The following is a 26332-nucleotide window of genomic DNA, read 5'->3' as shown; positions in this document are numbered from 1 at the left end:
CGCTACTTCCCCTCGATGATCGAACCGGCCCGCGCGCGAGCCCAGCGCTCGGCGGCGAGAACGTCGTCGACGTCGCGCGGTTCGCGACGCCACTCGTCGGCGGCTCCCACCACCTCGGAAACAGTGTCCACTATCGACGTGAAGCGGGTGTTCTGCTTCAGGAAAGCAGCGACCAGCTCCTCGTTCGCCGCGTTGTAGACGGCGGGCAGGCAGCCGCCCGCGGTGCCGCAGTGGCGGGCGAGCTCGACGGCCGGGAAGGCGTCGTCGTCCAGTGGCTCGAAAGTCCAGGTCGCGGCCTTGTCCCAGGTGCAGGCCGGGGCGGCGTCGGGAACCCGGTCGGGCCAGTGCAGGGCGAGCGCGATCGGCAGCCGCATGTCGGGCGGGCTGGCCTGGGCGATCGTCGAGCCGTCGGTGAAGGTCACCATCGAGTGCACGATCGACTGCGGGTGCACGGTGACGTCGATCTTTTCCGGCGCGATGTCGAACAGCAGCGCCGCCTCGATCAGCTCCAGGCCCTTGTTGACCAGCGTGGCCGAGTTGATGGTGATCAGCGGGCCCATCGACCAGGTCGGGTGCGCCATCGCCTGCTCGACGGTGACATCGGCCAGTTCGGCGCGCTTGCGGCCGCGGAAGGGACCGCCCGATGCGGTGAGGACGAGCCGGGCGACCTCGCTCCGGCGCCCGGCACGCAGGGCCTGCGCGATGGCGGAGTGCTCGGAGTCGACGGGTACCAGCTGCCCCGGCTTCGCGGCGGCGAGCACGAGCGGCCCGCCGGCGATGAGCGACTCCTTGTTCGCGAGCGCGAGGGTGGCGCCGGTGGCGAGCGCTTTGAGCGTCGGCTCGAGGCCGCGGGAACCCGGGAGGGCGTTGAGGACGGTGTCGACCGGGACGGCGTCGATGAGCTCGGTGACGGCGTCCGAGCCCGCGAAGAGCCGCGGGAGCTTGAAGTCGCCCTGGTCGTAGCCCCGCTTCTGCGCTTCGGCGTAGAGCGCGAGCTGCACGTCTTCGGCGGCCGTGGCCTTGGTCACGGCGACGGCCTCGACCCCGTGGGCGAGCGCCTGCGCGGCGAGCGCGGCCGGATCGGCACCGCCGGCGGCGATGCCGGCCACCCGGAAGAGGTGCGGGTTGCGCGCCGCGACGTCCAGGGCCTGCACGCCGATGGACCCGGTGGAGCCGAGCACGAGAACGCTTCGCGAGGTAGTCATCGCGGGTCATTGTCGCGCGGGGCGTCTCCGCGGCGCACCCGGAGGTTCCCTCGCGCGGGGCTGCCGCACCGGGCGCGCTCCGAGGCCCTCACGAGTGGCCACCACCACGCGGGGCGTCTCCGCGGCGCACCCGGAGGTGTGGGATCATCGGCGGGTACGTGGTTCATGGGTCTTGAGGAGTTCATCGTGGCAGGCAAGGCGGTCGAGAAGCGGCCCGAGGTCGACCCCCGCGACGAGCCGTCCGCGGCCTGGGGCTGGCACGGCTCGTTTCCGAAGGCCACCCGCATCGCCGGCTGGGTCAGCGCGGTCATCCTGCTCGTGATGATCAAGGGCAACCACGAGAACAACACCGAGAACGTCTGGCTCGTCGGCCTGGCGCTGTTCCTGGTCCTGCTGCTGGTGCTCGACATCCGCAAGCAGCGCACGGCCTGGCGCAAGTAGTTCGTCATTCGCTAACGTCCCCGGCATGAAGCTGCGCTGGGGTCTGGCTCTCGTCGGTGTCTTGGGTGCGTTGCTGGTGGCGCCGGTTTCGGCTTCGGCCGCGTCCGCACCGGTGGTCCGCTGCTCCTTCACGCCGACGCCGGACAACCCGGCCGCCCGGCCCGTGGTGCGCCCGCTGCCGTTCGCGCTGACGCGCGGGACGGTCGACGTGACGTTCCGCTTCAACTACGGCCCGGTGACGGTGCGGCTCGACCGCGCCGGGGCGGCGCCCTGCGCGGTCCACAACATGGTTTCGCTCATCCTGCAGCGGTTCTACGACCGGTCGCAGTGCTGGCGGCTTTCGAACTCTTCCCGGCTCGGTGTCCTCCAGTGCGGGGACATCTACGAGGTCGAGAAGGGCGGACCGGGGTACAAGTTCCCCGATGAGGTCACCGGGGCCGAGACCTACCCGCGCGGGACCGTGGCGATGGGGAACCAGGGGCCCGGGACGAACGGGTCGGAGTTCTTCATCGTGCACTCGTTCGCGAACATCCCGGCCAACTATTCGGTGTTGGGCCGCGTGGTGCGCGGCATGGAGGCGCTGGACCACATGGTGGCCGACGGCATCATCCCGACCGACCCGAACGGACCGCTGGACGGCGCCCCGGCGCACCCCGTGAAGATCCAGCGCGCGTCCGTCGGCCGGTAGGTCAAGCCGACCGACGGCCTACGCCCGCGCGGCCTCGGCGGGCACGGACTTCGCCACGATCAGGCACGCTACGGGCCCGAACGTCCCAAACGTCACCCCGACTTGGCCACCCGGCGTGGTCGTCGCCTTCGTCGGCGAGTTCCACCAGATGCCCCTCTTCGGCCAGGCCTGGACGCTCGGTGTCGAGCAGAAGTTCTACCTCGTCTGGCCGCTGCTCGCGTTCGGCGTCGGCGCTGGCGATCGTGCTGCACCACCGCAAGGGCTTCGCCGCGCTGCGGGTGTTCACGCATCCCGCCGCCGGGCTGGTGGTCGCCGCCGCGCTGGTCGCGGTCCAGACCATGTTCGCCGAAATCGCCGAGCTGCTGAGCGACGAAGGCGGCTCGATCACCGGCACGATCTACATCCTGCTCGCGGCGCTGCTGGTGCCCTCGCTGGTCGCCGGCGGCGGGCCGCTCGCTCGCCCCGCACCGCACGCTCACCGCGGTCGCCGTGACGATCGTCGGGCTGCCGGCCGCCGACCTGCTGTACCGCTGGGCCGAGGTCCCGATGATCGACGTCGGGCGCCGGATCATCACGCGGCGCCGGGCCGAGAAGACGAAGACGGAGCCGGCGGCCGAGGTCGCCGAACCCGCGCTCGTCACGGCCTGACGACGGAGAAGCCGGGTACCGCGCAGGCGGCACCCGGCTCCGGACCCGGTCGTCAGCGTTCGCTTGCGGGCGACACCAGCTCGCTCGGCCCGCCGCCGGACTCGCCGGCCACCGCTGCCAGCTCCTCGCCCACCGACTCGCCGCTCTTCGGGCGGGCGTCCTTCGTCAGCAGCGATGCCACCGCGCCGATCAAGCACACCGCGATCGCGAAGCCGAACGCCACCGCCAGACCCGACTGGAACGGGCCCGAGATCAGGTTCGGGAAGAAGCTGCGGCCCGTCAGGAACGACGCCTGGTCTGGCGGCAAGGACGTCAGCTGGCCGCCCAGGAGCTGCTGGATCGGGTTGTACCCCAGGAACGCCGCGAACAGCACCGCCACCGCCGGCAGGTTCGCCACCTGCGTGGCCGCCGCTTCGGGGACGCCGTGGGCGATCAGGCCGTCGTGCATCGTCGACGGGAGGCTGCTCGACAGGCCCGAGATGATCAGGCTGAAGAAGAAGCCGATCGACAGGACCATCGCCGCGTTCTGGAACGTCGTCATCATGCCCGCGCCGGAGCCGCGCGAATCCGCCGGGAGGCTGTTCATCACCTCGGCGCGGTTGGGCGAGGAGAACATGCCCATGCCGATCCCGTTGATCAGCAGGATCGCCGCGAATGCCCAGTAGTCGAAGTTCACCGGCAGGATGATCAGCAGCAGGAACGTGATCGCCGTGATGAACAGGCCGCTGGAAGCGAGCAGGCGGCTGCCGATCCGGTCGGCGAGGATGCCCGACGTCGGGGCGGCCAGGAGGAAGCCGACCGTCATCGGGAGCATGTAGATGCCCGCCCACAACGGCGTCTGCTCGAACGTGTAGCCGTGCTGCGGCAGCCAGATGCCCTGCAGCCAGATGATCAGGATGAACTGCAGCCCACCGCGGCCGAGCGACGCCGTCAGGTTGGCGATGTTGCCCCACGTGAACGAGCGGATCTTGAACAGCGACAACCGGAACAGCGGGTTGTCGACCTTCGTCTCGATGACCACGAACGCGACGAGCACCGCGACGCCGCCGATCAGGCACGAGAGCACCATCGGGCTGGTCCAGCCGGTCTGCGACGTGCCGTGCGGCTGGATGCCGTAGGTGATGCCGACCAGCACCGCGATCAGGCCGACGGCGAAGGTGATGTTGCCCCACCAGTCCATCCGCGCGTGCTTGCGGACGCCGGTGTCGTGCAGCTTGAGGTACGCCCAGATCGTGCCGATCACGCCGAAGGGCACCGACACCAGGAAGATCAGGTTCCAGTCGACCGGGGCGAGCACGCCGCCGACGACCAGGCCGAGGAACGAGCCCGCGATGGCCGCGACGCCGTTCATGCCGAGCGCGAGGCCGCGCTGGTTGGCCGGGAAGGCGTCGGTGAGGATCGCCGAGGAGTTGGCCATCAGGAAGGCGCCGCCGACGCCCTGCACGATCCGCCAGCCGATCAGCCACAACGCGGCCGCGTCACCGCCGAACCAGGTGACGGCCAGCATGATGGAGGAAACGGTGAAGACGGCGAAGCCGAGGTTGTACATCCTCGCCCGGCCGTACATGTCGCCGAGCCGCCCGAAGCTCACCACCAGCACCGCGGTGACCACGAGGAAGCCCATGATCATCCACAGCAGGTAGCTGGTGTTGGCGGGCTCGAGGGGGTTGATGCCGATGCCCTTGAAGATGTCGGGCAGCGCGATCAGCACGATCGAGGAGTTGATCGTGGCGATCAGCATGCCCAGCGTCGTGTTGGACAGCGCGATCCACTTGTACCGCGGCCCCAGTTCCGCGATCGAATACGTCCGGCGTTCCGCCACTGTGCAACCCTTCTGCTCGCAAAGTCCCTTAGCTAGGCTAAGCAAGTTGCTTGCGTATGGCAACCAAGTTCCGGAATCGCCTGGGAGAGCATGATCACACCTGCTTGACTGTCCTTTGTGGATCCTTTACTGAACCCGTGAGCTTTCCCAGGACCGCGACCCCCTCGGCGATCTCCGTCGCCGTCCGCGCCGCGTACCCCAGGACCAGCCCCGGCCGCCCCGGGAGCTGCCGGTGCCATGACAGCGGCTGGACCTTCACCCCCTCCGCCAGCGCGGCCGCCGCCAGTGCGACGTCGTCGACCTCGGAGTCGAACGTGATCGTCAAATGCAGCCCTGCCGCCGCACCGTGGACCACCGCGGTGGGCAGGGAAGCCGCCAGAGCACGGATCATCGCGTCACGGCGACGGCGGTGGCGGGCCCGGACCACCCTCAGCTGCCGCTCCAGCTCGCCCGTCTCCATCAGCCGGGCCAGGACCAGCTGCGCCAGCACCGGGTTGCCCAGGTCCGCGAACCGCTTCGCCGCCACGAGGTCGTCGCGGAACCGCGCGGGCGCCACCAGCCAGCCGACGCGCAGCGCGGGCGCCAGCAGCTTCGACACGCTGCCCGTGTACAGCACTTCCGGCAGCATCGCCCGGACCGCGGGCACCGGTGCGCGGTCGTAGCGGTGCTCGGCGTCGTAGTCGTCCTCCACAACGATCCCGCCCTCGGCCGCCCAGCGCAGCAGGTCGCGGCGGCGCTCGCCGCCCAGGACCACGCCCATCGGGAACTGGTGGGCCGGCGTCACCAGCACGGCCGGGGCACGCAGTTCGGCGACGCGCAGGCCGTCGTCGTCCACCGGGACCGGCGGGGTCACCAGGCCGCAGTGGTGCAGGTGCTGCCGTGCGCCCAGCGAGCTCGGGTCCTCGACCGCGATCCCGTCGACGCCGTGCTGCCGCAGCACCTCCCCCACCAGCGTCAACGCCTGCGCGACGCCGGCCACCACGATGATCTCGCCGGGGTCCACCCGGATGCCGCGGCTGCGCGCCAGCCAGCGCGACACCTGCAGCCGCATCGCCGGCGCGCCGCGGGGGTCGCCGTAGCCGAAGTGGGACGGCTCCAGCTCGTCCAGCACCGCCCGTTCGGCCCGCAGCCACGCCGCGCGCGGGAACGCCGTCAGGTCCGGGACGCCCGGCGTCAGGTCGATGCGGGCCGGGGCCGCGCGGACCGCGTCGAAGACCTCGACGCCCGGCATCGGCGTGATCACCTTCGACGGCGGCCGGACGCGCGCGGGTTCGGGCGCGAGCACGGGCGCGGCCACCACCACCGTGCCGGCCCGGCCGCGGCCCGCCGCGTGGCCGTCGTCGATCAGGCGCTGGTAGGCCTCGGTGACGACCCCGCGGGACACGCGCAGCTCGGCGGCCAGGACCCGGGACGCGGGCAAGCGGCCGCCGACCGGGAGCCTGCCGTCGGCGACGGCCGCGCGCAGCTGCCCCGCGAGCCAGTCCGCGAGCCCGCCCGCCGGCGCCTCGCGGACGTCGAGCTGGAGGAAGTCCGATCCTATGGACCCCTCCGAGCGCGGGGTTTTGGCTCTGTCCATCGAGCCATTGTCGCAGCACGCTGGTCGGATGGACACCAGCTACGTGCACGGATACACCGAACCCGAGGCCCGCCGCCTCGGCGACCAGGCCGACGTCCTGGCCGCGCTGCTGCACGCCGGGACGGCCTACCCCGCCGGGAGCCGCGTGCTGGAGGTCGGCTGCGGCATCGGCGCCCAGACCGTCCACCTCGTGGCCCGCAGCCCGGACGCGCACCTGACCGCGGTCGACGTCTCCGAAGACTCCCTGGACCAAGCCAGGCAGCGAGTCGGGGGCGTCGAGTTCCGCCGGGCCGACCTCTTCGCGCTCGACGGCGAATGGGACCACCTCTTCGTCTGCTTCGTGCTCGAACACCTGCCGGAGCCGGAGAAAGCGTTGGCACACCTGAAAACCCTGCTGCGGCCGGGCGGGACGATCACCGTCATCGAGGGCGACCACGGCTCGGCGTTCTTCCACCCGCGCAGCGACCACGCCCAGGCCGCGATCGACTGCCTGGTGCGCCTGCAGGCCGACGCCGGCGGCGACGGGCTCCTCGGCCGGCGCCTCCACCCGCTGCTCGCCGACGCCGGTTTCGAAGACGTCCACGTCGAACCGCGGACGGTCTACGCGGACGCGTCACGGCCGGACCTCGTCACCGGCTTCACCCGGGACACCTTCACCGCGATGGTCGAGGGCGTCGGCGAGACCGCCGTCGCGAGGGGGCTCATCGACGAGGCCGGCTGGGCCCGCGGGATCGCCGACCTTTACCGCACCACCAGGGAATACGGGACCTTCCATTACACGTTCTTCAAAGCAACAGCCGTTAGCACTCCGGGAGGAGCGTCATGATCATCGCCGTTCTCGCTGCAGTTGTCGTGCTCGCCTGGGCGCTCGACCACGCGTACCGCCGCCGTCCGTACCCGCGCAACCGGCTGGCCGGCAGCACCGAGGTCTTCGACCGGGACGTCCAGCGCCTCGAAAGCGACCTCGTCGCCGACGAACGCCACTACGCCAAGGCCGCCAGGTGGTCTTCGACCCGGGTCGCGCCGGGCACGCACTCCCCGGCGTAACAGGCCAGCGCGCGTTCCCAGTGTTCGCGCGCCGTCCCCGGGTCACCGAGTCCACTGTGGACTTCACCGAGCCCGCAGTGGGCACGCCCCTGCTCGGGACGGCAGCCCGTTTCCTTCGCCACGGCAAGCGCTTCGCGGTGGTAGCCGAGCGCGTCCGAAGACGCGCCCCGGGCCGCCGCCAGCGCACCGAGGCTGTTGAGCACCCGGGACTCCACGCCCCGGTCGCCGCATTCGCGGGCCAGGCCCAGTGCCTCTTCGAGGTGCTGGGCCGCTTCGGTTTCCCGGCCCTGCGCCAGCCGGACGTCGCCGAGGTGCTTCAGCGCGACACTGCGGTTGGTCGGGCTGCCGGTCTCCTGCGCGATTTCGAGGGCCCGCTCGAGGTGGGCCGCGGCCTCCGGGTAGCGGCCGCGCGCGTGCTCGACGTCGCCGAGGATGCCGAGCGCGTACCCCTCGCTGACCCACACGCCCATGGCGCGTAAGTGCTCCAGCCCCTCCTCCAGCGCACGGACCGCCTCGTCGTGGCGGCCCAGCGCCGACAGCGAATCGCCCATGTTGACCAGCGCGTAGCCCTCGCTCGTGCGGTCGGCGGTGTCGCGGGCCAGCGCGTGCGCCTCCTCGAGGTAGCCGATCGCTTCGCCGTAACGGCCGATGCCGCGGCAGGAGCAGCCGAGCACCACCAGGACGAGGCCTTCGCTGGTGCGGTCGCCGGCCTTGCGGGTCAGGGACAGGGCTTCGGTCGAGTACGTGATCGCTTCGGCGAACCGGCCCAGCGCCCGGCAGACCAGGCCGAGGGTGTTGACCGCGTGGATCTCGGTGCGCTGGTCGCCGGTCTCGCGAGCGAGGACGAGCGCCTCCTCCAGGTACCGCCGCGCCTCCCGGGAGCGGCCGACGCGCCAGTGGCCGAGCGCGATCAGGATGAGCGGCTCGGCCTCCGCCACCCGGTCGCCGGCGTCGTGGGCCAGCGCCGACGCGTGCGAGTGCAGCACCAGCGATTCCTCGTGGTAGCCGCCGACGTCGAGGTAGTGCCAGAGGATCCCGGACAGCAGCCGCAGGTGCTCGGCCCACCCGTGCCGCGTCGCGTGCGCCGCGACGGCCAGGAGGTTGCGGCGCTCGGCCTCCAGCCACGCCGGCGCGTCGAGCACCTTGACGTCCGGGTCGGGCACGTCGTGGCGCAGGTGGCGTTCCTGCGGCAGGACGACGTCCATGGCCTGCGCGGCCGACCGGACGTAGAAGTCGAACAGCCGCTCCTGCGCGGCGTGGCTCTCGGTCTCGTTCCGCGCGGCGAGCTCGGCGGCGTAGACGCGCAGCAGGTCGTGCTGCTGGACGCGGTCGTCGCCGGTCTCCTGCGCGAGGTGGGCGCGGACCAGCGTGGCCGTCAGCCGTTCCGCCTCCGGCAGGGTGACGCCGGCGAGCGCGGCGATCGCGGCCGGGGTCAGGTCGCGGCCCGGGTGCAGGCCGCAGAGCCGGAACACGCGCGCGGCGTCGGCCGTCAGGTGCCGGTAGGACCACGAGAAGACGGCCCGGACCGCGGTCAGCGGGTCGCCGCCGCCGTCGAGCAGGTCGAGCCGGCGCCGTTCGTCGGCGAGTTCCTCGGCGAGGGCGTCGAGCCGCTCCCCCGGCCGGCTCAGCGCCAGCTCCGCGACCAGCCGCAGGGCCAGCGGCAGCCGGGCGGAGTAGCCGATCAGCGCCTCGGCGGCGTCCGGCTCGTCGTCGACGCGGGCGCCGAGCAGCGTCCGCAGCAGGTCGAGGGCTTCGGCCTCGGTCAGCAGGTCGACGAGCACGCGGCGGGCGCCGTGCCGCGCGACCAGCCCCGGCAGCGCGTCCCGGCTGGTCACCAGGACCAGGCACGACGCCGAGCCGGGCAGCAGCGGGCGGACCTGCCCGACCGAGCCGGCGTTGTCCAGCAGCAGCACCATCCGGCGGCCGGTGAGCGCGGTGCGGAACTTCGCGGCGCGCTCCTCCGGCTCGGCGGGGATGTCCGCGCCGTCGACGCCGAGGGCGCGCAGGAACCCGGACAGCGCGTCACCCGGCTCGACCGGCCGGACCGTGCCGTAGCCGTGCAGGTCCAGGTAGAGCTGGCCGTCCGGGAACTCGGCGAGGGACCGTTGGGCCCAGTGGACGGCCAGCGCCGTCTTCCCGACCCCGCCGGTGCCGGACAGGACGGCGATGCGCGCGCCGGTGCCGCCGCCTTCCCGGAGGGCGTCGAGCTCGGCCAGCTGGCCGGTGCGGCCGCGGAAGCCGGCGACGTCCGCGGGCAGCTGGGCGGGGACGCGGGCCGGCGGTTCCGGGGCGGCGAAGTCCTGGCGCAGCACCTGCCGCTGGGCCGCGCGCAGCTCGGCGCCGGGTTCGATGCCCAGCTCGGCGTCCAGCCGCAGCCGGATCTCCTCGAACACCGCCAGCGCGGCGGCCTGCCGCCCGGACGCGGCGAGCACCTGCATCAGCCGAGCGTGCGCGGACTCGTTCAGCGGCTCCTCGGCGGTGAGCACGCGCAGCTGGATCGCCGCGTCCTCGGGGTCCGCGGCCTCGGTGAACGCCATCACCGCCTTCGCGCGCTTCATCGCCAGTGCCAGCCGGGCGGGGTGCTGCCGGAGCCGTCCGACATCGGCCAGCGCCGGCCCGCGCCAGAGCTCCAGGGCCTCGCGGTGGGCGTCCTCGGCCAGCAACGCCTCGAACCGCAGGAGGTCGAGGTCCTCGACGTCGGCGGTCAGCCGGTAGCCGCCCTTGTCGGTGGCGATGGGGTCGGCGGGCCGCAGCGCCCGCCGCAGCCGCGCGACGTAGGTGTGGAGCAGCTCCAGGCCCGACGGCGGCGACTCGTCCCAGATGACGTCGACGAGGTCCTCGCGCCGGACCGTGCGGTTCGGCTGCAACGCCAGCATCGCGAGCAGCAGGCGCTGCTTCTCGGCGCCGATCTCGACCGGGCAGTCCCCGCGCCACACGGTGAGCGGGCCCAGGACGCCGATCCGCACCCGCTCGGGCGGTGCTTCGGCAAGCGCTTCCCGCAGCCGGCGTTCCGTCTCCGGCCGAGGCCGGCGGACGTTGCCGAGCTCGGCGTTGCGCACCGCGCGCAGGCTCACCCCGGCGCGCTCGGCCAGCTGGGCCTGGGTGAGGCCGGCGAGCACGCGCCGGTCCCGCAGCCATCCGGCGAACGGCAGGCCTTCGTCCACAGGCGTCCTCTCCCCGCGTGCCCCCGCAGCGGAACGTACCCCTCCAGGATTCCGATCGTGCCGCTCCACCTGTACCACCGAACGGCGAAGATAACCGTTTCCGCAGGTACCGACCGTGACGACGGCGGTGCCGCCGGGTACAGGCCCAAGTCCACCGCGGTTTCCTAGGCTTTCCGGGTCCGGTGGTGGCGAGGGGTTCGGAGCAGCCGTCGCATGGGGTACGACGGCTGCACCCGAGCCTTCAGACGCCGAAGCGCTCCAACAGGGCGCGTACGGCGGCTGGATCCTCGACATGGGCGTTGTGCCCGAGGCCGGCGAGGGTGACCGCGTCCGGGTCCAGCGCGCGCAGCTGCTCCGGGCGGCTCATCGGGTCGTTCTCGCCCGCCGCCAGCACGACCGGGCACCGCGCCGCGGCGAGCAGCGCCGGCATGTCCGGCGCGCCGACGCCGAACGCGGCCGGGTCCATCGCGAGACGCCAACCTCCCTCGGTCTCGCGAAGCCCGGCCGGGTCCGCGGGCGCGATGCCGAGCAGCCCGGACACCTTCAGGTACGCCTGGTCGGCTTCGGGCTGCGTCTCGAACACCCGGGGCGGCCGCGCCGCGAAACTCGCCGCCCGACCCAGGTCGTCCTGGGTCCACTCGACCTTCACGCCCAGCGCCAGCACGCCTTCGACCTCGACGTCGTACTTCCCGGACGCGAGCTCCAGCGCGAGCACCCCGCCGAGCGAGTGCCCGGCGACGACCAGCGGGCCGTTGTCGGGGAGCGCCCGCGCGACGGCCGTGGCGAGCGTGCCGAAGCTGTAGTGCGGCAGCGGCGCGGACGGGCCGTGGCCGGGCAGGTCGGGGACCAGGACGCGCCGGGGCACCAGTTCGGTCAGATGGGCCCAGACCGCGCCCGTCGCGCCGAGGCCGTGCAGGAACAGGATGGCCGGTTCGCCCTCGCCGCCGGTGCGCATGTTCAGCGTGTCCATCGGAGCAGCCTGCCAAATTGTCGGTGGGCGCGGCTAGGGTCGGCTCGTGGGGATCACCGATCCGGACACCTATGTGGAGGGCGTCCCGTACGACGAGCTGGCGCGGCTTCGGCAGGCGTCGCCGGTGGTGCGCGTCGACGACTTCTGGGCCGTGCTGCGGCACGCCGACGTGCGGCGCGTCCTGCGCGATCCCGGGTTGTTCTCCTCGCAGCTCGGCGGGACGCAGATCCGCGACCCCGCGACTCCTTCGGACCTCGCCTACGTGCGCCGGATGATGCTCAACATGGACCCGCCGGAGCACGGCCGGCTGCGCGGGCTGCTGACACGGGCGTTCACGCCCCGCGCGATCGCGAAGCTGACCGAGCGGATCGAAGCGTCGGCGCGGGACCTCGTCGCGAGCGTCGCCGAGCGGGGTTCGTGCGACTTCGCGGCGCTGGCCGCCGACCTGCCGCTGCTGACGCTGGCCGCGGTGTTCGGCGTGCCGGAGCGGGACCGGCGGCTGATGTACGACTGGAGCAACCGGGTCATCGGCTACCAGGACGCCGAGTACGCGGTCAGCGCCACCGTCGACCCCTCGTCGGTGAGCGAGCTGGCGCGGGCCGCGCTCGCCGTCCGCCCGTCGCCCGGCCCGGACGGGTCGATGCCGGACCCGCGCACGCGCGCCGGCATGCCGGACCTCTACGCGTACGCGAACGCGCTCGGCGAGTACAAGCGCGAGCACCCGGGCGACGACGTCATGAGCAACCTGATGCGGCACGTCGGCGACGACGGCGGGCGCGTCTCGCTCGCCGAGTTCGAGAACCTCTTCTGGCTGTTTTCCGTGGCGGGCAACGAAACCCTGCGCAACGGCCTACCCGGCGGGATGCTGGCGCTGCTCTCGCACCCCGCGGAGTACCGACGGCTGCTGGCCGACCGTTCGCTGCTGCCGTCCGCGGTCGAGGAGATGTTGAGATGGTGGACGCCGGTGATGAACTTCCGGCGGACAGCGACCGCCGACGTCTCTCTGTCCGATGTGGACATCCGCGCGGGCGAGAAGGTGGTGGTGTGGTTCTCTTCGGCCAATCGCGACCCTTCGGTGTTCGCCGATCCGGACGCGTTCGACATCGGCCGCACACCCAACGACCACCTCACCTTCGGCCACGGCCCGCACTTCTGCCTGGGCTCGCACCTGGCCCGGGTGCAGCTGCGGGCGATGTTCGACGCGGTGCTGGACCTGCTGGGCTTCGTGGAGCTCGCCGGTGAGCCGGTGCGGCTGCGCTCGACCTTCCAGAACGGCCTGAAGTCGCTGCCGATCCGCTGGGCGCGGTGATGGAGATCCGCGAGCTGCGGGCGTTCGTCGCGGTCGTCGAGGCGGGCGCGATGTCGAAGGCGGCGCGGCAGCTGCACGTGAGCCAGCCGGCGCTGTCCCAGACGATCACCGCGCTCGAACGCCGTCTCGGCGTCCAGCTGCTGGTCCGCACCAGCACCGGCGTCCAGGCGACCGAGGCCGGGACGACGCTGCTGGGCGAAGCCCGCGCGGTGCTGGCCCGCCACGACCAAGCCGTCGCCGCCATGGCCCGGCACACGAAGACCGGCGGTGGCGTGCTGCGCGTCGGCGTCCCCCTGGAGCTGCCGCCGGAGCTGCTGCCCGCGGCGCTCGCGCGGCTGGCGGAGGCCTGCCCGGACACCCGGGTGCAGGCCCGCCACCTGTCGTCGGTGGCCCAGGTGGCGGCGCTGCGGGCGGACGAGCTGGACGTCGGCCTGGTGCGCGAACGCCCGGCCGGGCCGGACCTCGACGCGCAGCTCGTCGTCGCGGAGAACGTGGGTGTCCTGCTCGCGGCGGACCTCGCGGAGAAGCTGGGCTCCCCGGTCCGGCTGGAGAGCCTCGCGGGGCTGGAGTGGTTCGCCTTCGCCCGCGCGGGCAGCCCGGCCTGGTACGACGAGCTGGCGGCGACGCTGCGCAGCCACGGCCTCGACGTCGGGCCGGAGGTGCCCGAGGAGCAGCGGCTGATCGTCGAGCTCAAGATCCCGGCGGTCAGCGCGGGCGGCGCGTACGCCTTCGCCCCGCCCGAGTGGCCGTACCCGATGCCGGACACGGTCCGGTGGCTGCCGCTGGCCGGGAACCCGATCGTCCGGCGGACGTGGGCCGTCTGGCCGGCGACGTCGCACCGCCGGGACGTCGCGGAGTTCGTCGCGGCGCTGGAAGACGTATCTCCGCGGTCGCCGTAGCCACTTTCCGGCAACGGCGGAAGGAAGCGATGATGTCCGAAGAGACCGTGGTGACGACCCAGTACGGCGGCCGGATGCTCGGAGCCGTCCCCACAATGGGCGGCACGCTGATGCTCACCGACCGGCGGCTGGTGTTCCTGCCGCTCATCGGGAGGTCCGGCCTGCAGCTGTCCAACCGAGCAGCGAAGCACAGTGCGAAACTGCACGACTGGAACTTTCACCCGCAACGGCTGCTGAACGCCCTGGTGATGCCCCTGACCGCGCAGATCGACATCGGCCTGGACACCATCATCGCGGTCACGGCAACCCGGCGCTGCGCCCTGCTGGCGCGGTGGGACAGCGCCGGCAAGGAGAGGAAGCTGGAGTTCAGCATCTCCGCGCACTTCGTCACACCGATCTGGAATCCGGAGAACATCGTCTGCCGAGACCGGTTCCTGGCCGCGCTCAAGGAGGCGGTGGCAGGCAGTTCCGCCTGGTAGCGCCGCCCATCGGCGCGGCGAATCGCGGGCATAAGCAGCGCCGAACGCTCATCCGGAAGTCCTGCCCGGTGCTCCTCCTTGAACCCGGTGACCGGGGAAACACCCCGGCCGCGAGGAGTTGAGTGATGACTGAAGGACTGTCCGGGACCACGGCGCTCGTGACCGGCGGAACCAGCGGGATCGGGCGGGCGACGGCGGTCGCGCTGGCCGGGCTCGGGGCCCACGTCGTGCTGTCCGGCCGGGATGCGGCGCGCGGCGCGGAGGTCGTCTCGCGGATCCGGGAAGCGGGCGGGAAGGCCGACTTCGTCGCGGCCGACCTGACGGACGCGGCGTCGGCACGCGCGTTGGCCGCCCGCGCCCGGGAAGTGGGCGGGCACGTCGACGTGCTGGTGAACAACGCCGGGATCTTCCCGACCGGGTCCACTTCGGACACGGACGAAGCCGACTTCGACCGCGTCTACGAGACGAACGTGAAGGTGCCGTACTTCCTCACCGCCGAACTGGCGCCGGAGATGGCCGCCCGCGGCCACGGCGCGATCGTCAACGTGTCGACGATGGTGGCGGCGCGGGGCATGGCGGGCATGGCGCTCTACGGCTCGTCGAAGGCGGCGGTCGAGCTGATGACCAAGGCGTGGGCGGCGGAGTTCGGCCCGTCCGGCGTGCGCGTCAACGCGGTCAGCCCCGGCCCGACCCGCACCGAGGGAACAGCGGTGTTCGGCGACGGCCTGGACGAGCTGGCATCGGCGGGCCCGGCCGGCCGAGTCGCGGCACCCGAGGAGATCGCGGCGGCGATCGCGTTCCTGGTGACGGCGGAGTCGAGCTTCGTCCAGGGAGCGATCCTCCCGGTGGACGGCGGCCGGTTGGCGGTCTGAGTCCCGTCGGGACGGCGTCACCGCAGGAAGGTGACGCCGTCCTGGGGCCGCTCGTCCACCGTCAGCGCGAAGACGTCCGGCCGCGCGTAGTGCCCCGAGACGTCGAGGCTCTTGCGGGCCGTCACGATCTCCTCCAGGTCTATGGTCGCCGTGATCAGGCCTTCGCCGTCACGGAGCGGGCCCGCCAGCACGTCGCCCAGGGGGCCGACGATCACGCTGCCGCCGCGGAACGGATCCTCGCCGGAAGTCTCGTACGGGCAGGCCGAGATCACGAAACACCGGCCCTCGTCGGCGATGTGGCGCATCGATGCCTGCCAGACGTCGCGGTCGTCCGCCGTCGGGGCGCACCAGATCTCGATGCCCTTCGCGTACATCGCCGCGCGCAGCAGCGGCATGTGGTTCTCCCAGCAGATCGCCGCGCCCGCCAGGCCCGCCGCCGTCGGGATCGCCGGGAGCGTCGAACCGTCGCCGCGGCCCCAGAAGAGCCGTTCGCGCTCGGTCGGGACCAGCTTGCGGTGCTTGGCGACCAGCCCCAGCGAGGGGTCGAGGAACACGGCCGTGCTGTACAACGTGGAGCCGTCCCGCTCGATGACGCCGACGACCAGGCTCGCACCCGTGCGCGCGGCGAGGCCGGCCAGTGCCCTCGTCTCGGGTCCCGGCACGGAGATCGCCGCGCGGAAGTACTCGGGGAACGGCTGCCGGCCCGGGTACCCGCCGAGCACGGCTTCGGGCAGCACCACCAGCGCGGCACCGCGGATCTCGTCTTCGAACTCCAGGATCCGCTCGAGGGAGACGCCCGTCCCGACCTGGAGAGCGGCGACGACCGTCATCCGCGGACCGGCCACGGCACGACCGGCGACGTCCGGCGCTGGTAGTCCGCGTACTCCGGGTAGCGCGACTTGGTGATGCTCTCGGTGAACTTCGTCGACCCGACGAACAGCAGCGTGAGCAGCACCGCGCCCACCACCGTCCACTGCAGACCCGCGGCGACGACGCCGAACACCGCGATCACCCACCACTGCGCCTGCTCGAAGAAGAAGTTCGGGTGCCGCGAGTAGCGGAACAGGCCGTCCTGGAGGAACCGCGTCGATGCGCGGCCCGCGTGCTTCTCCCGGTGGAACACCCACTGCTGCTGGTCCGCGACCGTCTCCCCGGCCAGGAACGCGGCGAAGACCACCGCGACGACGACGTCCGCCACGCCGAACGAGCCCTGGTGCTCCAGCGCCGTGTACGCGGGCAGCGTGATCAGCAGCAGGATCGCGTTCTGGTAGAGCGAGATGAAGAAGAAGTTGAACACCTGGAACTGCCACGGCGCCATCCGCTCGCGCAGCACCGCCCACCGGTAGTCTTCGCCGCCGCGGGCGTAACCACCCTTCCGGGCGAAGTTGAACGTCAGCCGGATCCCCCACAGGGTGACCAGCGCGAACATCACGTCGAGGCGCGCGTCGGCGAACCCCGCCGCGCCGGCGAAGATCGCCAGGTACGCGACCGGGACGATCGACCAGATCCGGTCGACCCAGGAGTACTCCCTGGTCAGCACCGACATCACCCAGGTGCCGAGCGTCACCCCGGCGAAGACGTACAGGCAGACCCGCAGCGCGTCCATCCGCCCACAATAGGACCTAGGATCGATCTCATGAACCTGCCGCTGCGGGACCGGAAGATCGACGTCTTCTTCGCGGTGCTGTTCTCGGCCTTCACGGTGACGTCGCTGATCAGCGACCTGCTGCCGACCGTCGGCGTCGACTTCTCGAAGCCGTCGGACAACTTCTTCGTGAACTCGAACTACTGGTACGCCCACGACGCCGACGCGCTGTTCATGCACCCACCGGACTGGATGCGGATCGTCACCGGGCTCTCGGCGTTCGTCTACATGCCGTTCTACGTCGTGCTCGTCTTCGCGCTGCTCTCCGGCCGGAACTGGATCCAGCTGCCGTCGGTGATCTACGCGACGATGATCGTCACGCTGACCGGGGTCGTCGTGTTCGGCGTCGAGTTCTTCGGCGACCCGGCGATGCGCACCGGCAACCCGGCGAAGTTCCTGGCCTTCAACCTGCCGTACGTCCTGGTGCCGCTCCTGCTGCTGGTCCGGATGCGCAAGCCACTGCCGTTCACCCGCCGTTTCTGACCGGAGGCGCCGTGCCGTACTCGTTCCTCAGCCACCTCGACTGCTCCCGGACCGGCGAGCGCCTCGACGCCGACGCCGTCCAAGGCCTCTCGCCGTCGGGAGCGCCGCTGCTGGCGCGCTACGACCTCGATGGCGTCCGCGAAGCCGTGACGCCGAAGGAGATCGCGGGGCGCGAGCCGACGCTGTGGCGTTACCACGAGGTGCTGCCGGTGCGCTCGGCCGAGCACGTCGTGAGCCTGGGCGAGGGCATGACGCCGTTGCTGCGGCTGCCGCGCTACGGCCGTGAGCTGGGGCTCTCGCGGCTGTGGATGAAGGACGAAGGCCTGGTCCCGACCGGCACGTTCAAGGCGCGGGGCGCCGCGGTCGGCGTCTCGCGGGCGGCCGAGCTGGGCGTGGGCGGGATCGCGATGCCGACGAACGGCAACGCGGGCGCGGCCTGGGCGCTGTACGCGGCGCGGGCGGGCCTGTCGAGCCTGATCGCGATGCCGGACGACGCCCCGGCGATCACCATGCGCGAGTGCGTTGCCGCCGGCGCCGAGCTGTACCGGGTGGACGGTCTCATCGGTGACGCGGGCAAGCTCGTCGCGGCGGCGGTTCCGCGGCGTCCCGGGGTGCAGGACGTCTCGACGTTGAAGGAGCCGTACCGCATCGAGGGCAAGAAGACGATGGGGTACGAGATCGCCGAGCAGTTCGGCTGGCGGCTGCCCGACGTCATCCTCTACCCCACCGGCGGCGGGGTCGGGATCATCGGGATCTACAAGGCGTTGCTGGAAATGCGGGAACTCGGCTGGGTTTCCGGGCCGCTGCCCCGGTTGGTGGCGGTGCAGGCGACCGGGTGCGCGCCGATCGTCGAAGCGTTCTCGCGTGGCGACCGCGAGAGCGTGCCGTTCCCGGACGCGCGGACCGTCGCCTTCGGCATCACCGTGCCCAAGGCCCTCGGTGATTTTCTGGTGCTCGACGCGGTGTACGCGACCGGCGGCACCGCGGCGGCCGTCACCGACGAGGAACTGCTTGCCGCGCAACGGGAACTCACCGAGCGCGAGGGCACTTTCGTCTGCCCCGAAGGCGGGGCGTGCTTCGCCGCACTGCGGCACCTGCGCGAGTCGGGGTGGCTTTCCGGCGACGAGGACGTCGTCGTGCTCAACACCGGCGCCGGGATCAAGTACCCGGAGACGGTGCCCCTCGACGTCCCCCTGCTCGCGAAGGACGGGCGCATTCCTTAAAGGACCGAGCGGACCGTTTCGGGGTCGCGGGCGACGACGGTCGTGCCGTCGTCGGCGGTGATGATGGGCCGCTGGATCAGCTTCGGATTCGCGGCCAGGGCGTCGATCCAGCGCGCGCGGTCGGCCGGGGTGCGGCCCCACGTCTTGAGGCCGAGCTCCTTCGCGATCGGCTCCGCGGTGCGCGTGATGTCCCACGGCTCCAGGCCGAGCCGCTTGAGGACGGCTTTCAGCTCCTTGGCGGTCGGCGGGTCGTCGAGGTAGCGGCGCACGGTGTACTGCGCGCCGGCTTCGTCCAACAGCGACACGGCGGACCGGCACTTCGCACACGCCGGGTTGACCCAGATCTCCACGGCGGCAGCTTACCGCCCTGGTTTTGGAGCACGTGTTCTGTTACGGTCGCGGCATGCCCCGCCCCCGCGTCCACGACCTCGACGCGCTGCTCGACGTCGCCGAACGGCTGGTCGCGACGTCGGGCGAGGTCACCGTGCGTAGCCTGGCGGCAGCCGCCGGCGTGCCGAACGGGACGATCTACCACGCTTTCGGGTCGCTCAGCGCACTGCTGGCGCAGGTCTGGCTGCGCGCGGCGACCGCGTTCCTCGACCTGCAGACCTCGCGGGTGGACGCCGCTTCGTCCCCGGTGGACGCCGTCGTCGCGGCGGCCGACACGCCCTCGGTGTTCGCCACCTTGCGTCCCGACGGGGCGCGGATGCTGCTGCGCGTCAAGGCGGACCGGCTGTTCGGGCCCGAACTGCCCGACGAGCTGGCGGACGCCCTGCACGCGCTGGACAAACGCCTGGTCGCGCTGCTCGTGCGGCTGGCGCGGCAGGTGTGGGACCGCGGCGACGGCCTGGCCGTCGAGGTGATCACCACCTGCGTCGTCGACCTGCCGACGGCGTTCTTCCGGCGCGACATCACCGATTCCCTGGTGCGGGAGCGGCTGGCCGCCGCCGTGCGAGCCGTGCTGACCGTGCCCCCTCGAGAAAAGGACCGACCGTGACCGTTCTGCACCTGGGCGACGACGAAAACCGCTTCTCGCCGGAGTGGCTGCAGCGCGTCCATTCCACTTTGGACGAAGTGGACGACGTGCTGGTGACCACCGGCGGCGGCAAGTTCTACTCGAACGGCCTCGACCTCGAGTGGCTGATGGCCAACGGGGACAAGGCTTCCGAGTACGTGGCCGAGGTGCAGGAGTTGTTCGCGCGTGTGCTGACGCTGCCGGTCCCGACGGTCGCGGCGATCACCGGCCACGCGTTCGGCGCGGGCGCGATGCTGGCGATGGCGCACGACTTCCGCGTGATGCGCGGCGACCGCGGGTACTTCTGCTTCCCGGAGGCCGACATCAACATCCCGTTCACGCCGGGGATGGCGGCACTGATCCAGGGGAAGCTGACGCCGTCGGCGGCGATCGCGTCGATGACGACAGGACGCCGGTTCGGCGGGTCCGACGCTTTGTCGTTCGGGCTGGTGGACGAGATCGCTTCCGAGGACGACGTGGTGAAGGTGGCGTCCGATCGGGTGCATGCCTTGGCGGGCAAGGACAAGGGCACACTGGGCGCGATCAAGGCGACGATGTTCGCCCCGGCCGTGGCGGCGCTGCGCACTCCGGCCTAGTACCGCATTCGGACTCCCGCACCATTGCGGACACCGGTGACGCTGATTTCGCAGGTCGCGGCCCGACGCGGTGAGGTTGCCGTCGCAGAGACCCTTCAGGCACGGGCAAAACGTTTCGGGGCCGATTGACGCCGCCCGGCCGCCGGGGTTGGTTTACGGGATCCAGCCGTCCTTTCGGCGTGGGAGAATGGGGATTCAGACGATGCGCAACAAGATCGCGGCCTTGGTCGCGACGACCGCTTTTGCCGCCGGCGGCACACTCCTGACCGCGACGTCGGCGTCGGCGACCGTGGACCCGCCCGGCGGCAGCTGGGACCACACGTGGACCACCACGGACGCCGACAAAGGTGGCACTGTCTACGTCGAAGAGAACGGTGACGTCGTGTCCGTCTGCGACTCGGCAGCCGACGGACTCGCCGCCCGGGCCGACGTCGCCGTCCAGCAGAGTTCGGGCGCCTACTACATCCGTTACACGCTCGTCGCCTCCGGCGGAGTGGGATCTTGCGCCACGGCCAGGGCTTCCGACGGCGGCACGCACGACCTTCCGGAACACGTGAGCATCGGCGTCACGGTCTTCCTGGGTCCGGACTACCAGCACCCGAGCCAGCACTACTACCTCAACGATCACTAGTCCGGTCCGGCCGGCCCGGCCGGGGGATCCCGACCGGGCCGGCGACCTCGGTGAGGCGGCGGCGCAAGTGGGCCCGCTCGGGTTCCGTTCCCGCCAAAGCGAGCGCGTCCTGATAGGCGACGGCGGCTTCCGCGAGGCGACCCGAGCGGCTGAGCAGGTCCCCTCGCGCCGCCGGGAACGGGCTGTACTCGCGCAACCGTGGCTCCTCCGCCAGGGCGTCCAAGAGCGCCAAACCCGCCGCCGGGCCGTCGCGCATCGCCACCGCCACCGCTCGGTTCAGCTCCACCACCGGAGACGGCGTCAGCCCGCGCAGGACGTCGTACAACCCCACGATCTGCGGCCAATCGGTCCGGGAAACGTCCGCCGCCTCGTCGTGCAGGGCCGCGATCGCCGCCTGGACTCCGTACGGGCCCGGCGGTCCGCCGGTGAGGGCGACGGGGACCAGCGAAGTCCCCTCGGCGATCAGCGCGCGGTCCCAGCGGCCGCGGTCCTGGTCGTCGAGGAGCACCAGGTCGCCGTCCGGGCCCGTGCGGGCCTCGCGGCGCGCGTGGATCAGCACCATCAGCGCCAGCAGCCCCGCGACCTCCCGCTCCCCCGGCAGCAGCCGGCGCAGGATCCGGGCCAGCCGGATCGCCTCCTCCGCCAGGTCGAGCCGCTGCAGGTCCGGACCCGAGCTCGCCGCGTAGCCCTCGGTGAAGATCGAGTAGACGACCTGGAGCACGCCCGGCAGCCGCCCGGGCAGCTCCGCGGCGTCCGGGACCCGGAACGGGATGCGGGCCACCCGGATCCGGTTCTTCGCCCGCACGATCCGCTTGCCCATCGTCGTGCTGGGCACCAGGAACGCGCGCGCCACCTCCGACGTCGTCAACCCCGCCAAGCAGCGCAGGGTCAGCGCCATCCGGTCCTCCGCCGGCAACGCCGGGTGGGCGCAGGTGAAGAACAGCTGGAGCCGCTCGTCCGGCAGGCCGCCGTCGGCGGGCGGGGCGGGCGCCGCCCGGTCGGCCTCGACCTGCAGCACCGCGAGCCGGGCCGCGTAGGCCTGGTCGCGGCGCAGCCGGTCGACGGCCTTGCGCCGCGCCGTCGTCATCAGCCAGGCACCCGGCTTCGGCGGGACGCCCTCGGCGGGCCAGTGCACCAGCGCGGCCTCGATCGCCTCCGACGTCACCTCCTCGGCCAGGTCGAGGTCGCCGAACCGCCGGACGAGCGCGGCGAGCAACAGCCCGCGCTCCTCCCGGAAGACAGCTTCGACCGACGCCCGCCCCTCCACCGCGTCAGTCCCCGTACGAAGCGAGCGGGCGGACGACGATGTGCCCGCCGTCGCGGGCGCCCGGGCAGCGCGCCGCCCAGTCGAGCGCGACGTCGAAGTCCGGCACGTCGATGACGAAGTAGCCGCCGAGCACCTCCCTCGACTCCGCGAACGGCCCGTCGGTGACGATCCGCTCGCCGTGTTCGTCGACGCGTACCGCGGCGGCGGTGGTGAAGTCGGCGAGCGAGTTCCCGCCGACGTGGACGCCCGCGTCCTTCATGGACTTGTCGAACAGCATCCAGTCCTCGGGCGTGCTGCAGCCGGTGGGCGCGCCGTCCGCGTCGAGCGAGGCGTTGATCAGCATCAGGTACTTCACGGGATTCCTCCGGTGGCTCGGTTGCCGTACGCGGTGACTACGAACGGCCGACGCCGCCTTGGACACCCTCGCCGGGAATTTTCTCATGTCAAGAAACTTTGACACGATGTCTGGTTTGTTTTACCTTGGGCTGGTGACCCACGAAGAGAAGCGCGCTTGGATCCTCGGGATCGGCGCGATCGCGAGCTACGCGGTCTACCTGGTGGTGGTCCTCGGCCGGGCCGGCGGGCGGCCGCTGGCCGACGTCCCCTACGTCGCGCCCCTGCTGTGGACGATCGGCGCGTCCATCGTGGCGGGGATCGTCGCGAGCATCCTCGCCGCGGTGATCTCCCGCGACGGCGAGACGGACCAGCGCGACCGCGAGATCGGCCGGTTCGGCGACCACGTCGGCAACTCGTTCGTCGTCGCCGGCGCCGTCGCGGCCCTGCTGCTGGCGCTGGTGCGGGCGCCGCACTTCTGGATCGCCAACGCCGTCTACCTGGCCTTCACGCTCTCGGCGATCCTCGGGTCGGTCGCCCGCATCGTCGCCTACCGCCGGGGTTTCCAGCCGTGGTGAAACCGACCCGCGTCACTAACTCGATCCGCGCCCTCCGATTCGCGCACGGCCAGATGACCCAGGCCGACCTCGCCACCCGGATCGGCGTCACCCGCCAGACCGTCATCGCGATCGAGCAGGGCCGCTACTCGCCGTCGCTCGAGATGGCGTTCCAGCTCGCGCACGTGTTCGGAGTCCCGCTCGAAGAAGTGTTCCAGTACCCGGAGGAGACCTCGTGAAAGCCATCGCCCAAGACCGCTACGGCCCGCCGGACGTCCTTGTGTTCCGCGACGTCGACAGACCTTCGCCCGGGGCCGGCGAGATCCTCGTGCGGGTGCACGCGGCCGGCGTCGACCCGGGCGTGTGGCACCTGGCCACCGGGAAGCCGTACCTGGTGCGCCTGCTGGGGTTCGGGCTGCGCCGGCCGAAGCAGCCGGTGCGGGGACTCGACTTCGCCGGCACCGTCGAGGAGACCGGCGACGGCGTGACCCGCGTCCGGCCGGGTGAGGAGGTGTTCGGCGTCGGCGAGGGCACGTTCGCCGAGTACGCGGTGGCCAAGGCGGACCTCGTCGCGGCGAAACCCGGGCGTCTTTCGTTCGAGCAGGCGGCGGCCGTCCTGGTTTCCGGCGGCACGGCGCTGCAGGCCGTGCGCGACGCCGGGCGCGTCCGGCCCGGGCAGCGCGTCCTGGTGATCGGCGCGGCGGGCGGCGTCGGGTCCTTCGCGGTCCAGCTGGCCAAGGCGTTCGGCGCGCACGTCACCGGGGTGTGCAGCACCGCGAAGACCGATCTGGTCCGCACGCTCGGCGCCGACGACGTCGTCGACTACACGCGGGAGGACATCGCGGCCGGGCGGTACGACCTGGTCGTGGACACCGCCGGCCTGCGCTCGCTGACCGTCCTGCGCCGGGCGCTGACCCCGCGCGGCACGCTGGTGATCGTCGGCGGCGAAAACGGCGGCCGGTGGTTCGGCGGCATCCAGCGGGTGCTCCGGGCGGCGCTGCTGAACCCGTTCGTGCGGCACCGGCTGTGCGGGCTCGTCGCCCGCGAGCGCGGCGCGGACCTCGACGACCTCCGGGACCTGATCGAGGCCGGGAAGCTGACCCCCGCGCTGGACCGGGCGTTCCCGCTCGCCGACGCCGTCGTCGCGCTCGGCCACCTCCGAGCGGGACGCGCCGCGGGCAAGGTCGTGCTCACCGTGCTCACAACCTGACGCCGAGGTCCTTCAGCCGCTTGACCCGGTCGATGTGGGCGGGGTGCCCGGCCATCAGCCGGGACCACAGCCGGCGCTCATCCCCGCGGTCGCGCACGCTCCACGCCTTGAGCAGCAGCGCCAGCTCCCGGCCGTACCCGAGGCGCGCCGCCATCCGGTCGGCCCGGTATTCGCCGAGCCGCTTCGACCAGGCGAGCACCGGGCCCAGCAGCGGCGTCAGCAGCAGCCACGGGTCGAGGAACGCGAGCGCGGTGAGGATGCCCAGGCTGAGCAGCACGGTGACCAGCACCTCGACCGACCGGCCGAAGGACCGGAACGCCCGGCCGACGTGCGGCACGACCCAGGCGATCAGCCGGACCAGCCGCGCCAGCACCCGGGCCGGCAGCTCGAGCCAGTGGATCAGCAGGGTGGCCCGCGTGTGCCCGGAGAGGTGGTGGCCCAGTTCGTGGGCGAGGATCGCTTCCAGGCCCGGGCACTCCAGGTCGAGGGCGGCCCGGGTCACCGCGACGGTCCGGCCCCCGGCGGCGAAGGCGTTCAGCTCGCGCGAGGGCTCGACCCACAGCCGGTAGCGGCCACTGTCGACGCCGGCCGCGGCGCAGACGGCCGCCCAGCTCGGCGTGAGCCAGGTCAGCTCGCGCCGGCTGGGCTCGCGCATCTTGAGCAGCACGGACAGCACGACGTGCTCGTAGACGGGGACGAACGTGATCGCGCCGGCCAGCGCCCAGCCGGCCGGGAGCACCCAGAAGTACGCCGGCCAGACCAGGGTCCCGAGCAGGCCCAGCACGAACAGGCTGCTGGCGACCACCGGGACGGCGAGCACCACCCCCAGGACCGCGGAAAGATCCACCCTGGCCCGCTGTTCGTCGCTCACGCTCCCCCTCCCGGCCGGGGTCCACCTTGGCGTGGCGCCCGGCGGAGCACAACGGTCCGCCGAAACTGTCCGGGAGCTGTCAGGAAAACGCGGCCGCGTGCGCCTCGGCCCAGTCGGCGAACGTGCGGGCGGGCCGGCCCGTCACCTCGGCCACCGTCGGGTGCACGGTCGCTTCGTCCAGGGTTCCGCCGACGTAGAAGGCCCAGAACGCTTCGACGTACTCGCGCGGCATGGTCGCTTCCAGCTCGGCGCGCGTCTCGTCGTCCGAGAGGCCGACGAACTCGAGCTTCCGGCCGAGCACGTCGGCCAGCACCGCGACCTGGTCGGCGGGCCGCAGCGCCACCGGGCCGGTCAGGTCGTGGATCCGGCCGTCGTGGCCGCCCGCGAGCGCCCGCGCCGCCACCGCGGCGATGTCCGCCGGGTCGATGGACGCGGCCGCGACCTGCGGGAACTGCGCGCGGACCGTGTCGCCCTCGCGCAGCTGCGGCAGCCAGCGCAGCGCGTTCGCCATGAACGCGCGCGGGCGCAGGAACGTCCAGTCCAGCCCCGACTCGCGCACCGCGCGTTCGGCCAGGGTCATGTAGGCCGAGACCGCGTTGTCCAGGTTCTCGAGCGCCGCCGAGCCACCGGACAGCAGCACGATCCGGCGGACACCCGCCTCGCGCGCCCGCGCCAGCATGCCGGGCATGTCGTGGTAGCCGGGCAGCAGGAAGATCCCGGCGACGCCCTCGAGCGCGGCGCCGAGACTCGCGGGATCGTCGAGATCGCCCGTGACGGCTTCGGCGCCGTCCGGCAGCGCGACGTCCGGCCGGCGCACCAGCGCCCGGACCGGTTCGCCCGCTTTCGCCAGCGCCGCAACCACTTCCGCGCCGACGTTGCCGGTGGCGCCGGTGACCAGGAACATCGCTCCACCCCCAGAGTCGGTTCCCCGCCAGCCTAGCGCCACCGGCGGCCGTCAGTCCTGCGCCGGCAGGTCGTCGTACTCGACGACCTGGCGCACCTCGACCTCGATCTCGTTGTCGAACAGCTCGACGTAGGACTTGGCGAACTCGACGGCCTCGGCCCGGTCGGCGGCGTTGATCAGCGCGAACCCGCCGATGACCTCCTTCGCCTCGGCGAAGGGCCCGTCGGTGACGCGGATGGCCGCGCCGCGCGGCTTGCGGATGAGCGCACCCTTGTCCGACTTGTGCACGCCCTCGGCCGTGATCAGGATGCCCTTCTCGGCCGCCGCCTGGACGAACCCGCCCATCTTCTCCACGAACTCCGGGGTGGGGTTCCACGCCTGCGGGTCGTTCTCGTCGATCCGGTGCATCATGAGGAAACGCATGGTCGTTCTCCCTGTTCTCGTCGGCCGGGGCCCGGGTCCTCCCGGGCTCGTCGA

31 protein-coding genes are annotated in these 26332 nt (G+C 72.2%); 17 read left to right on the top strand and 14 right to left on the bottom strand.

What is annotated here, in order from left to right; translation table 11 throughout:
* Positions 1–2 precede the first annotated feature (2 nt).
* On the bottom strand, positions 3–1205 hold the full coding sequence (gene dxr / locus QSK39_RS49915) for a 1-deoxy-D-xylulose-5-phosphate reductoisomerase (protein ID WP_285484872.1): 1203 nt from the start codon (positions 1203–1205) through the stop codon (positions 3–5).
* A gap of 186 nt (positions 1206–1391) precedes the next feature.
* On the opposite strand from dxr, the gene QSK39_RS49910 reads away from it, so the two are divergent.
* Both QSK39_RS49910 and QSK39_RS49905 read left to right on the top strand, forming a co-directional pair.
* Positions 1392–1646, top strand: coding sequence for a DUF2631 domain-containing protein (locus tag QSK39_RS49910; protein ID WP_285484871.1), 255 nt, complete (start codon positions 1392–1394; stop codon positions 1644–1646).
* A 25-nt stretch (positions 1647–1671) separates the two neighbouring features.
* The gene (locus QSK39_RS49905; protein WP_285484870.1) at positions 1672–2334 is read left to right on the top strand and encodes a peptidylprolyl isomerase; all 663 of its coding nucleotides are present in this window, start codon (positions 1672–1674) and stop codon (positions 2332–2334) included.
* Position 2335: 1 nt separating this feature from the next.
* Here QSK39_RS49905 and QSK39_RS49900 read toward each other — a convergent pair whose 3' ends face one another.
* On the bottom strand, positions 2336–2728 hold the full coding sequence (locus QSK39_RS49900; protein ID WP_285484869.1) for a hypothetical protein: 393 nt from the start codon (positions 2726–2728) through the stop codon (positions 2336–2338).
* Positions 2729–2823: 95 nt separating this feature from the next.
* On the opposite strand from QSK39_RS49900, the gene QSK39_RS49895 reads away from it, so the two are divergent.
* Positions 2824–2982 (top strand): hypothetical protein, encoded by a 159-nt coding sequence (locus tag QSK39_RS49895; RefSeq protein ID WP_285484868.1) that lies wholly within the window; start codon positions 2824–2826, stop codon positions 2980–2982.
* A gap of 52 nt (positions 2983–3034) precedes the next feature.
* Here QSK39_RS49895 and QSK39_RS49890 read toward each other — a convergent pair whose 3' ends face one another.
* Positions 3035–4804 (bottom strand): MFS transporter, encoded by a 1770-nt coding sequence (locus QSK39_RS49890; protein WP_285484867.1) that lies wholly within the window; start codon positions 4802–4804, stop codon positions 3035–3037.
* A gap of 94 nt (positions 4805–4898) precedes the next feature.
* Complete coding sequence (pdxR, locus tag QSK39_RS49885; protein ID WP_285484866.1) at positions 4899–6380, bottom strand: MocR-like pyridoxine biosynthesis transcription factor PdxR; 1482 nt, start codon at positions 6378–6380, stop codon at positions 4899–4901.
* Positions 6381–6408: 28 nt separating this feature from the next.
* Between pdxR and QSK39_RS49880 the strand changes: the two genes are divergently transcribed.
* Together QSK39_RS49880 and QSK39_RS49875 are read left to right on the top strand one after the other, a co-directional pair.
* Positions 6409–7206: an L-histidine N(alpha)-methyltransferase gene (locus tag QSK39_RS49880; RefSeq protein WP_285484865.1), complete on the top strand. Its 798-nt coding sequence runs from the start codon at positions 6409–6411 to the stop codon at positions 7204–7206.
* A complete protein-coding gene (locus QSK39_RS49875; protein ID WP_285484864.1) occupies positions 7203–7427 on the top strand; it encodes a hypothetical protein in 225 nt (74 codons plus the stop codon). The genes QSK39_RS49880 and QSK39_RS49875 overlap by 4 nt, the downstream gene beginning before the upstream one ends.
* Here QSK39_RS49875 and QSK39_RS49870 read toward each other — a convergent pair.
* Both QSK39_RS49870 and QSK39_RS49865 read right to left on the bottom strand, forming a co-directional pair.
* A complete protein-coding gene (locus tag QSK39_RS49870; protein WP_285484863.1) occupies positions 7364–10591 on the bottom strand; it encodes a tetratricopeptide repeat protein in 3228 nt (1075 codons plus the stop codon). The two genes, QSK39_RS49875 and QSK39_RS49870, sit on opposite strands and share 64 nt — an antisense overlap.
* 241 nt (positions 10592–10832) lie before the next feature.
* The gene (locus QSK39_RS49865) at positions 10833–11561 is read right to left on the bottom strand and encodes an alpha/beta fold hydrolase (RefSeq protein ID WP_285484862.1); all 729 of its coding nucleotides are present in this window, start codon (positions 11559–11561) and stop codon (positions 10833–10835) included.
* Between the two features lie 46 nt (positions 11562–11607).
* Here QSK39_RS49865 and QSK39_RS49860 point away from each other — a divergent pair, with 46 nt between their 5' ends.
* The 4 genes from QSK39_RS49860 (at position 11608) to QSK39_RS49845 (ending at position 15120) form a co-directional block, all read left to right on the top strand.
* On the top strand, positions 11608–12870 hold the full coding sequence (locus QSK39_RS49860) for a cytochrome P450 (protein WP_285484861.1): 1263 nt from the start codon (positions 11608–11610) through the stop codon (positions 12868–12870).
* Positions 12870–13769 carry a LysR family transcriptional regulator gene (locus tag QSK39_RS49855; protein WP_285484980.1) on the top strand — a complete coding sequence of 300 codons (900 nt, stop codon included), beginning with the start codon at positions 12870–12872 and terminating at the stop codon, positions 13767–13769. Before QSK39_RS49860 ends, QSK39_RS49855 begins: the two co-directional genes overlap by 1 nt.
* A 32-nt stretch (positions 13770–13801) precedes the next feature.
* Positions 13802–14248: a hypothetical protein gene (locus tag QSK39_RS49850; protein WP_285484860.1), complete on the top strand. Its 447-nt coding sequence runs from the start codon at positions 13802–13804 to the stop codon at positions 14246–14248.
* A 125-nt stretch (positions 14249–14373) separates the two neighbouring features.
* Positions 14374–15120 (top strand): SDR family NAD(P)-dependent oxidoreductase, encoded by a 747-nt coding sequence (locus QSK39_RS49845; protein ID WP_285484859.1) that lies wholly within the window; start codon positions 14374–14376, stop codon positions 15118–15120.
* Between the two features lie 17 nt (positions 15121–15137).
* On the opposite strand, the gene QSK39_RS49840 is transcribed toward QSK39_RS49845, so the two are convergent.
* Together QSK39_RS49840 and QSK39_RS49835 are read right to left on the bottom strand one after the other, a co-directional pair.
* Entirely contained in the window at positions 15138–15950 is an 813-nt protein-coding gene (locus tag QSK39_RS49840) for a carbon-nitrogen hydrolase family protein (RefSeq protein WP_285484858.1), read from the bottom strand.
* Positions 15947–16726 carry a DUF1295 domain-containing protein gene (locus tag QSK39_RS49835; RefSeq protein WP_285484857.1) on the bottom strand — a complete coding sequence of 260 codons (780 nt, stop codon included), beginning with the start codon at positions 16724–16726 and terminating at the stop codon, positions 15947–15949. Before QSK39_RS49835 ends, QSK39_RS49840 begins: the two co-directional genes overlap by 4 nt.
* A 30-nt stretch (positions 16727–16756) precedes the next feature.
* On the opposite strand from QSK39_RS49835, the gene QSK39_RS49830 reads away from it, so the two are divergent.
* Both QSK39_RS49830 and QSK39_RS49825 read left to right on the top strand, forming a co-directional pair.
* Positions 16757–17248 (top strand): EXPERA domain-containing protein, encoded by a 492-nt coding sequence (locus tag QSK39_RS49830; RefSeq protein ID WP_285484856.1) that lies wholly within the window; start codon positions 16757–16759, stop codon positions 17246–17248.
* 11 nt (positions 17249–17259) lie between these two features.
* Positions 17260–18471 carry a threonine synthase gene (locus QSK39_RS49825; RefSeq protein WP_285484855.1) on the top strand — a complete coding sequence of 404 codons (1212 nt, stop codon included), beginning with the start codon at positions 17260–17262 and terminating at the stop codon, positions 18469–18471.
* Here the strand turns inward: QSK39_RS49825 and QSK39_RS49820 are convergent.
* Positions 18468–18821, bottom strand: a complete 354-nt coding sequence (locus QSK39_RS49820; protein WP_285484854.1) for an arsenate reductase family protein — start codon at positions 18819–18821, stop codon at positions 18468–18470. The genes QSK39_RS49825 and QSK39_RS49820 overlap by 4 nt on opposite strands.
* Before the next feature lie 53 nt (positions 18822–18874).
* Here QSK39_RS49820 and QSK39_RS49815 point away from each other — a divergent pair, with 53 nt between their 5' ends.
* The 3 genes from QSK39_RS49815 (at position 18875) to QSK39_RS49805 (ending at position 20713) form a co-directional block, all read left to right on the top strand.
* Positions 18875–19468 carry a TetR/AcrR family transcriptional regulator gene (locus tag QSK39_RS49815; RefSeq protein WP_285484853.1) on the top strand — a complete coding sequence of 198 codons (594 nt, stop codon included), beginning with the start codon at positions 18875–18877 and terminating at the stop codon, positions 19466–19468.
* On the top strand, positions 19465–20082 hold the full coding sequence (locus QSK39_RS49810; protein ID WP_285484852.1) for an enoyl-CoA hydratase/isomerase family protein: 618 nt from the start codon (positions 19465–19467) through the stop codon (positions 20080–20082). Before QSK39_RS49815 ends, QSK39_RS49810 begins: the two co-directional genes overlap by 4 nt.
* Positions 20083–20284: 202 nt before the next feature.
* Complete coding sequence (locus QSK39_RS49805) at positions 20285–20713, top strand: hypothetical protein (RefSeq protein ID WP_285484851.1); 429 nt, start codon at positions 20285–20287, stop codon at positions 20711–20713.
* Here QSK39_RS49805 and QSK39_RS49800 read toward each other — a convergent pair.
* Together QSK39_RS49800 and QSK39_RS49795 are read right to left on the bottom strand one after the other, a co-directional pair.
* Complete coding sequence (locus QSK39_RS49800; protein WP_285484850.1) at positions 20700–21980, bottom strand: RNA polymerase sigma factor; 1281 nt, start codon at positions 21978–21980, stop codon at positions 20700–20702. The two genes, QSK39_RS49805 and QSK39_RS49800, sit on opposite strands and share 14 nt — an antisense overlap.
* A gap of 4 nt (positions 21981–21984) precedes the next feature.
* Positions 21985–22335: a YciI family protein gene (locus QSK39_RS49795; RefSeq protein ID WP_285484849.1), complete on the bottom strand. Its 351-nt coding sequence runs from the start codon at positions 22333–22335 to the stop codon at positions 21985–21987.
* Positions 22336–22468: 133 nt separating this feature from the next.
* On the opposite strand from QSK39_RS49795, the gene QSK39_RS49790 reads away from it, so the two are divergent.
* The 3 genes from QSK39_RS49790 to QSK39_RS49780 are packed head-to-tail and all read left to right on the top strand — an operon-like array spanning position 22469 to position 24080.
* The gene (locus tag QSK39_RS49790; protein ID WP_502873383.1) at positions 22469–22891 is read left to right on the top strand and encodes a hypothetical protein; all 423 of its coding nucleotides are present in this window, start codon (positions 22469–22471) and stop codon (positions 22889–22891) included.
* Positions 22885–23109: a helix-turn-helix transcriptional regulator gene (locus QSK39_RS49785; RefSeq protein ID WP_285484847.1), complete on the top strand. Its 225-nt coding sequence runs from the start codon at positions 22885–22887 to the stop codon at positions 23107–23109. Before QSK39_RS49790 ends, QSK39_RS49785 begins: the two co-directional genes overlap by 7 nt.
* A complete protein-coding gene (locus QSK39_RS49780) occupies positions 23106–24080 on the top strand; it encodes an NAD(P)-dependent alcohol dehydrogenase (protein WP_285484846.1) in 975 nt (324 codons plus the stop codon). Before QSK39_RS49785 ends, QSK39_RS49780 begins: the two co-directional genes overlap by 4 nt.
* Here the strand turns inward: QSK39_RS49780 and QSK39_RS49775 are convergent.
* The 3 genes from QSK39_RS49775 to QSK39_RS49765 form a co-directional block, all read right to left on the bottom strand.
* Positions 24070–24951: a M48 family metalloprotease gene (locus tag QSK39_RS49775; protein WP_285484845.1), complete on the bottom strand. Its 882-nt coding sequence runs from the start codon at positions 24949–24951 to the stop codon at positions 24070–24072. The genes QSK39_RS49780 and QSK39_RS49775 overlap by 11 nt on opposite strands.
* Positions 24952–25030: 79 nt before the next feature.
* On the bottom strand, positions 25031–25855 hold the full coding sequence (locus tag QSK39_RS49770; RefSeq protein WP_285484844.1) for an NAD(P)H-binding protein: 825 nt from the start codon (positions 25853–25855) through the stop codon (positions 25031–25033).
* Between the two features lie 51 nt (positions 25856–25906).
* Positions 25907–26278, bottom strand: coding sequence for a YciI family protein (locus QSK39_RS49765; RefSeq protein WP_284746445.1), 372 nt, complete (start codon positions 26276–26278; stop codon positions 25907–25909).
* Positions 26279–26332 lie beyond the last annotated feature (54 nt).

The organism is Amycolatopsis sp. NBRC 101858 (genome assembly GCF_030269325.1).
GTDB classification, from domain to species: Bacteria; Actinomycetota; Actinomycetes; order Mycobacteriales; family Pseudonocardiaceae; genus Amycolatopsis; species Amycolatopsis ponsaeliensis.
Note: the sequence above shows the minus strand (reverse complement) of the source record. Positions and strands in the feature narration are given on the sequence as shown.

Bases quoted from the DNA above. Each gene is read 5' to 3' on its own strand.
- dxr (WP_285484872.1), bottom strand. From the start codon at position 1,205: ATGACTACCTCGCGAAGCGTTCTCGTGCTCGGCTCCACCGGGTCCATC.
- QSK39_RS49905 (WP_285484870.1), top strand. From the start codon at position 1,672: ATGAAGCTGCGCTGGGGTCTGGCTCTCGTCGGTGTCTTGGGTGCGTTG.
- pdxR (WP_285484866.1), bottom strand. From the start codon at position 6,380: ATGGACAGAGCCAAAACCCCGCGCTCGGAGGGGTCCATAGGATCGGAC.
- QSK39_RS49880 (WP_285484865.1), top strand. From the start codon at position 6,409: ATGGACACCAGCTACGTGCACGGATACACCGAACCCGAGGCCCGCCGC.
- QSK39_RS49875 (WP_285484864.1), top strand. From the start codon at position 7,203: ATGATCATCGCCGTTCTCGCTGCAGTTGTCGTGCTCGCCTGGGCGCTC.
- QSK39_RS49865 (WP_285484862.1), bottom strand. From the start codon at position 11,561: ATGGACACGCTGAACATGCGCACCGGCGGCGAGGGCGAACCGGCCATC.
- QSK39_RS49855 (WP_285484980.1), top strand. From the start codon at position 12,870: ATGGAGATCCGCGAGCTGCGGGCGTTCGTCGCGGTCGTCGAGGCGGGC.
- QSK39_RS49850 (WP_285484860.1), top strand. From the start codon at position 13,802: ATGTCCGAAGAGACCGTGGTGACGACCCAGTACGGCGGCCGGATGCTC.
- QSK39_RS49845 (WP_285484859.1), top strand. From the start codon at position 14,374: ATGACTGAAGGACTGTCCGGGACCACGGCGCTCGTGACCGGCGGAACC.
- QSK39_RS49840 (WP_285484858.1), bottom strand. From the start codon at position 15,950: ATGACGGTCGTCGCCGCTCTCCAGGTCGGGACGGGCGTCTCCCTCGAG.
- QSK39_RS49835 (WP_285484857.1), bottom strand. From the start codon at position 16,726: ATGGACGCGCTGCGGGTCTGCCTGTACGTCTTCGCCGGGGTGACGCTC.
- QSK39_RS49830 (WP_285484856.1), top strand. From the start codon at position 16,757: ATGAACCTGCCGCTGCGGGACCGGAAGATCGACGTCTTCTTCGCGGTG.
- QSK39_RS49815 (WP_285484853.1), top strand. From the start codon at position 18,875: ATGCCCCGCCCCCGCGTCCACGACCTCGACGCGCTGCTCGACGTCGCC.
- QSK39_RS49805 (WP_285484851.1), top strand. From the start codon at position 20,285: ATGCGCAACAAGATCGCGGCCTTGGTCGCGACGACCGCTTTTGCCGCC.
- QSK39_RS49770 (WP_285484844.1), bottom strand. From the start codon at position 25,855: ATGTTCCTGGTCACCGGCGCCACCGGCAACGTCGGCGCGGAAGTGGTT.
- QSK39_RS49765 (WP_284746445.1), bottom strand. From the start codon at position 26,278: ATGCGTTTCCTCATGATGCACCGGATCGACGAGAACGACCCGCAGGCG.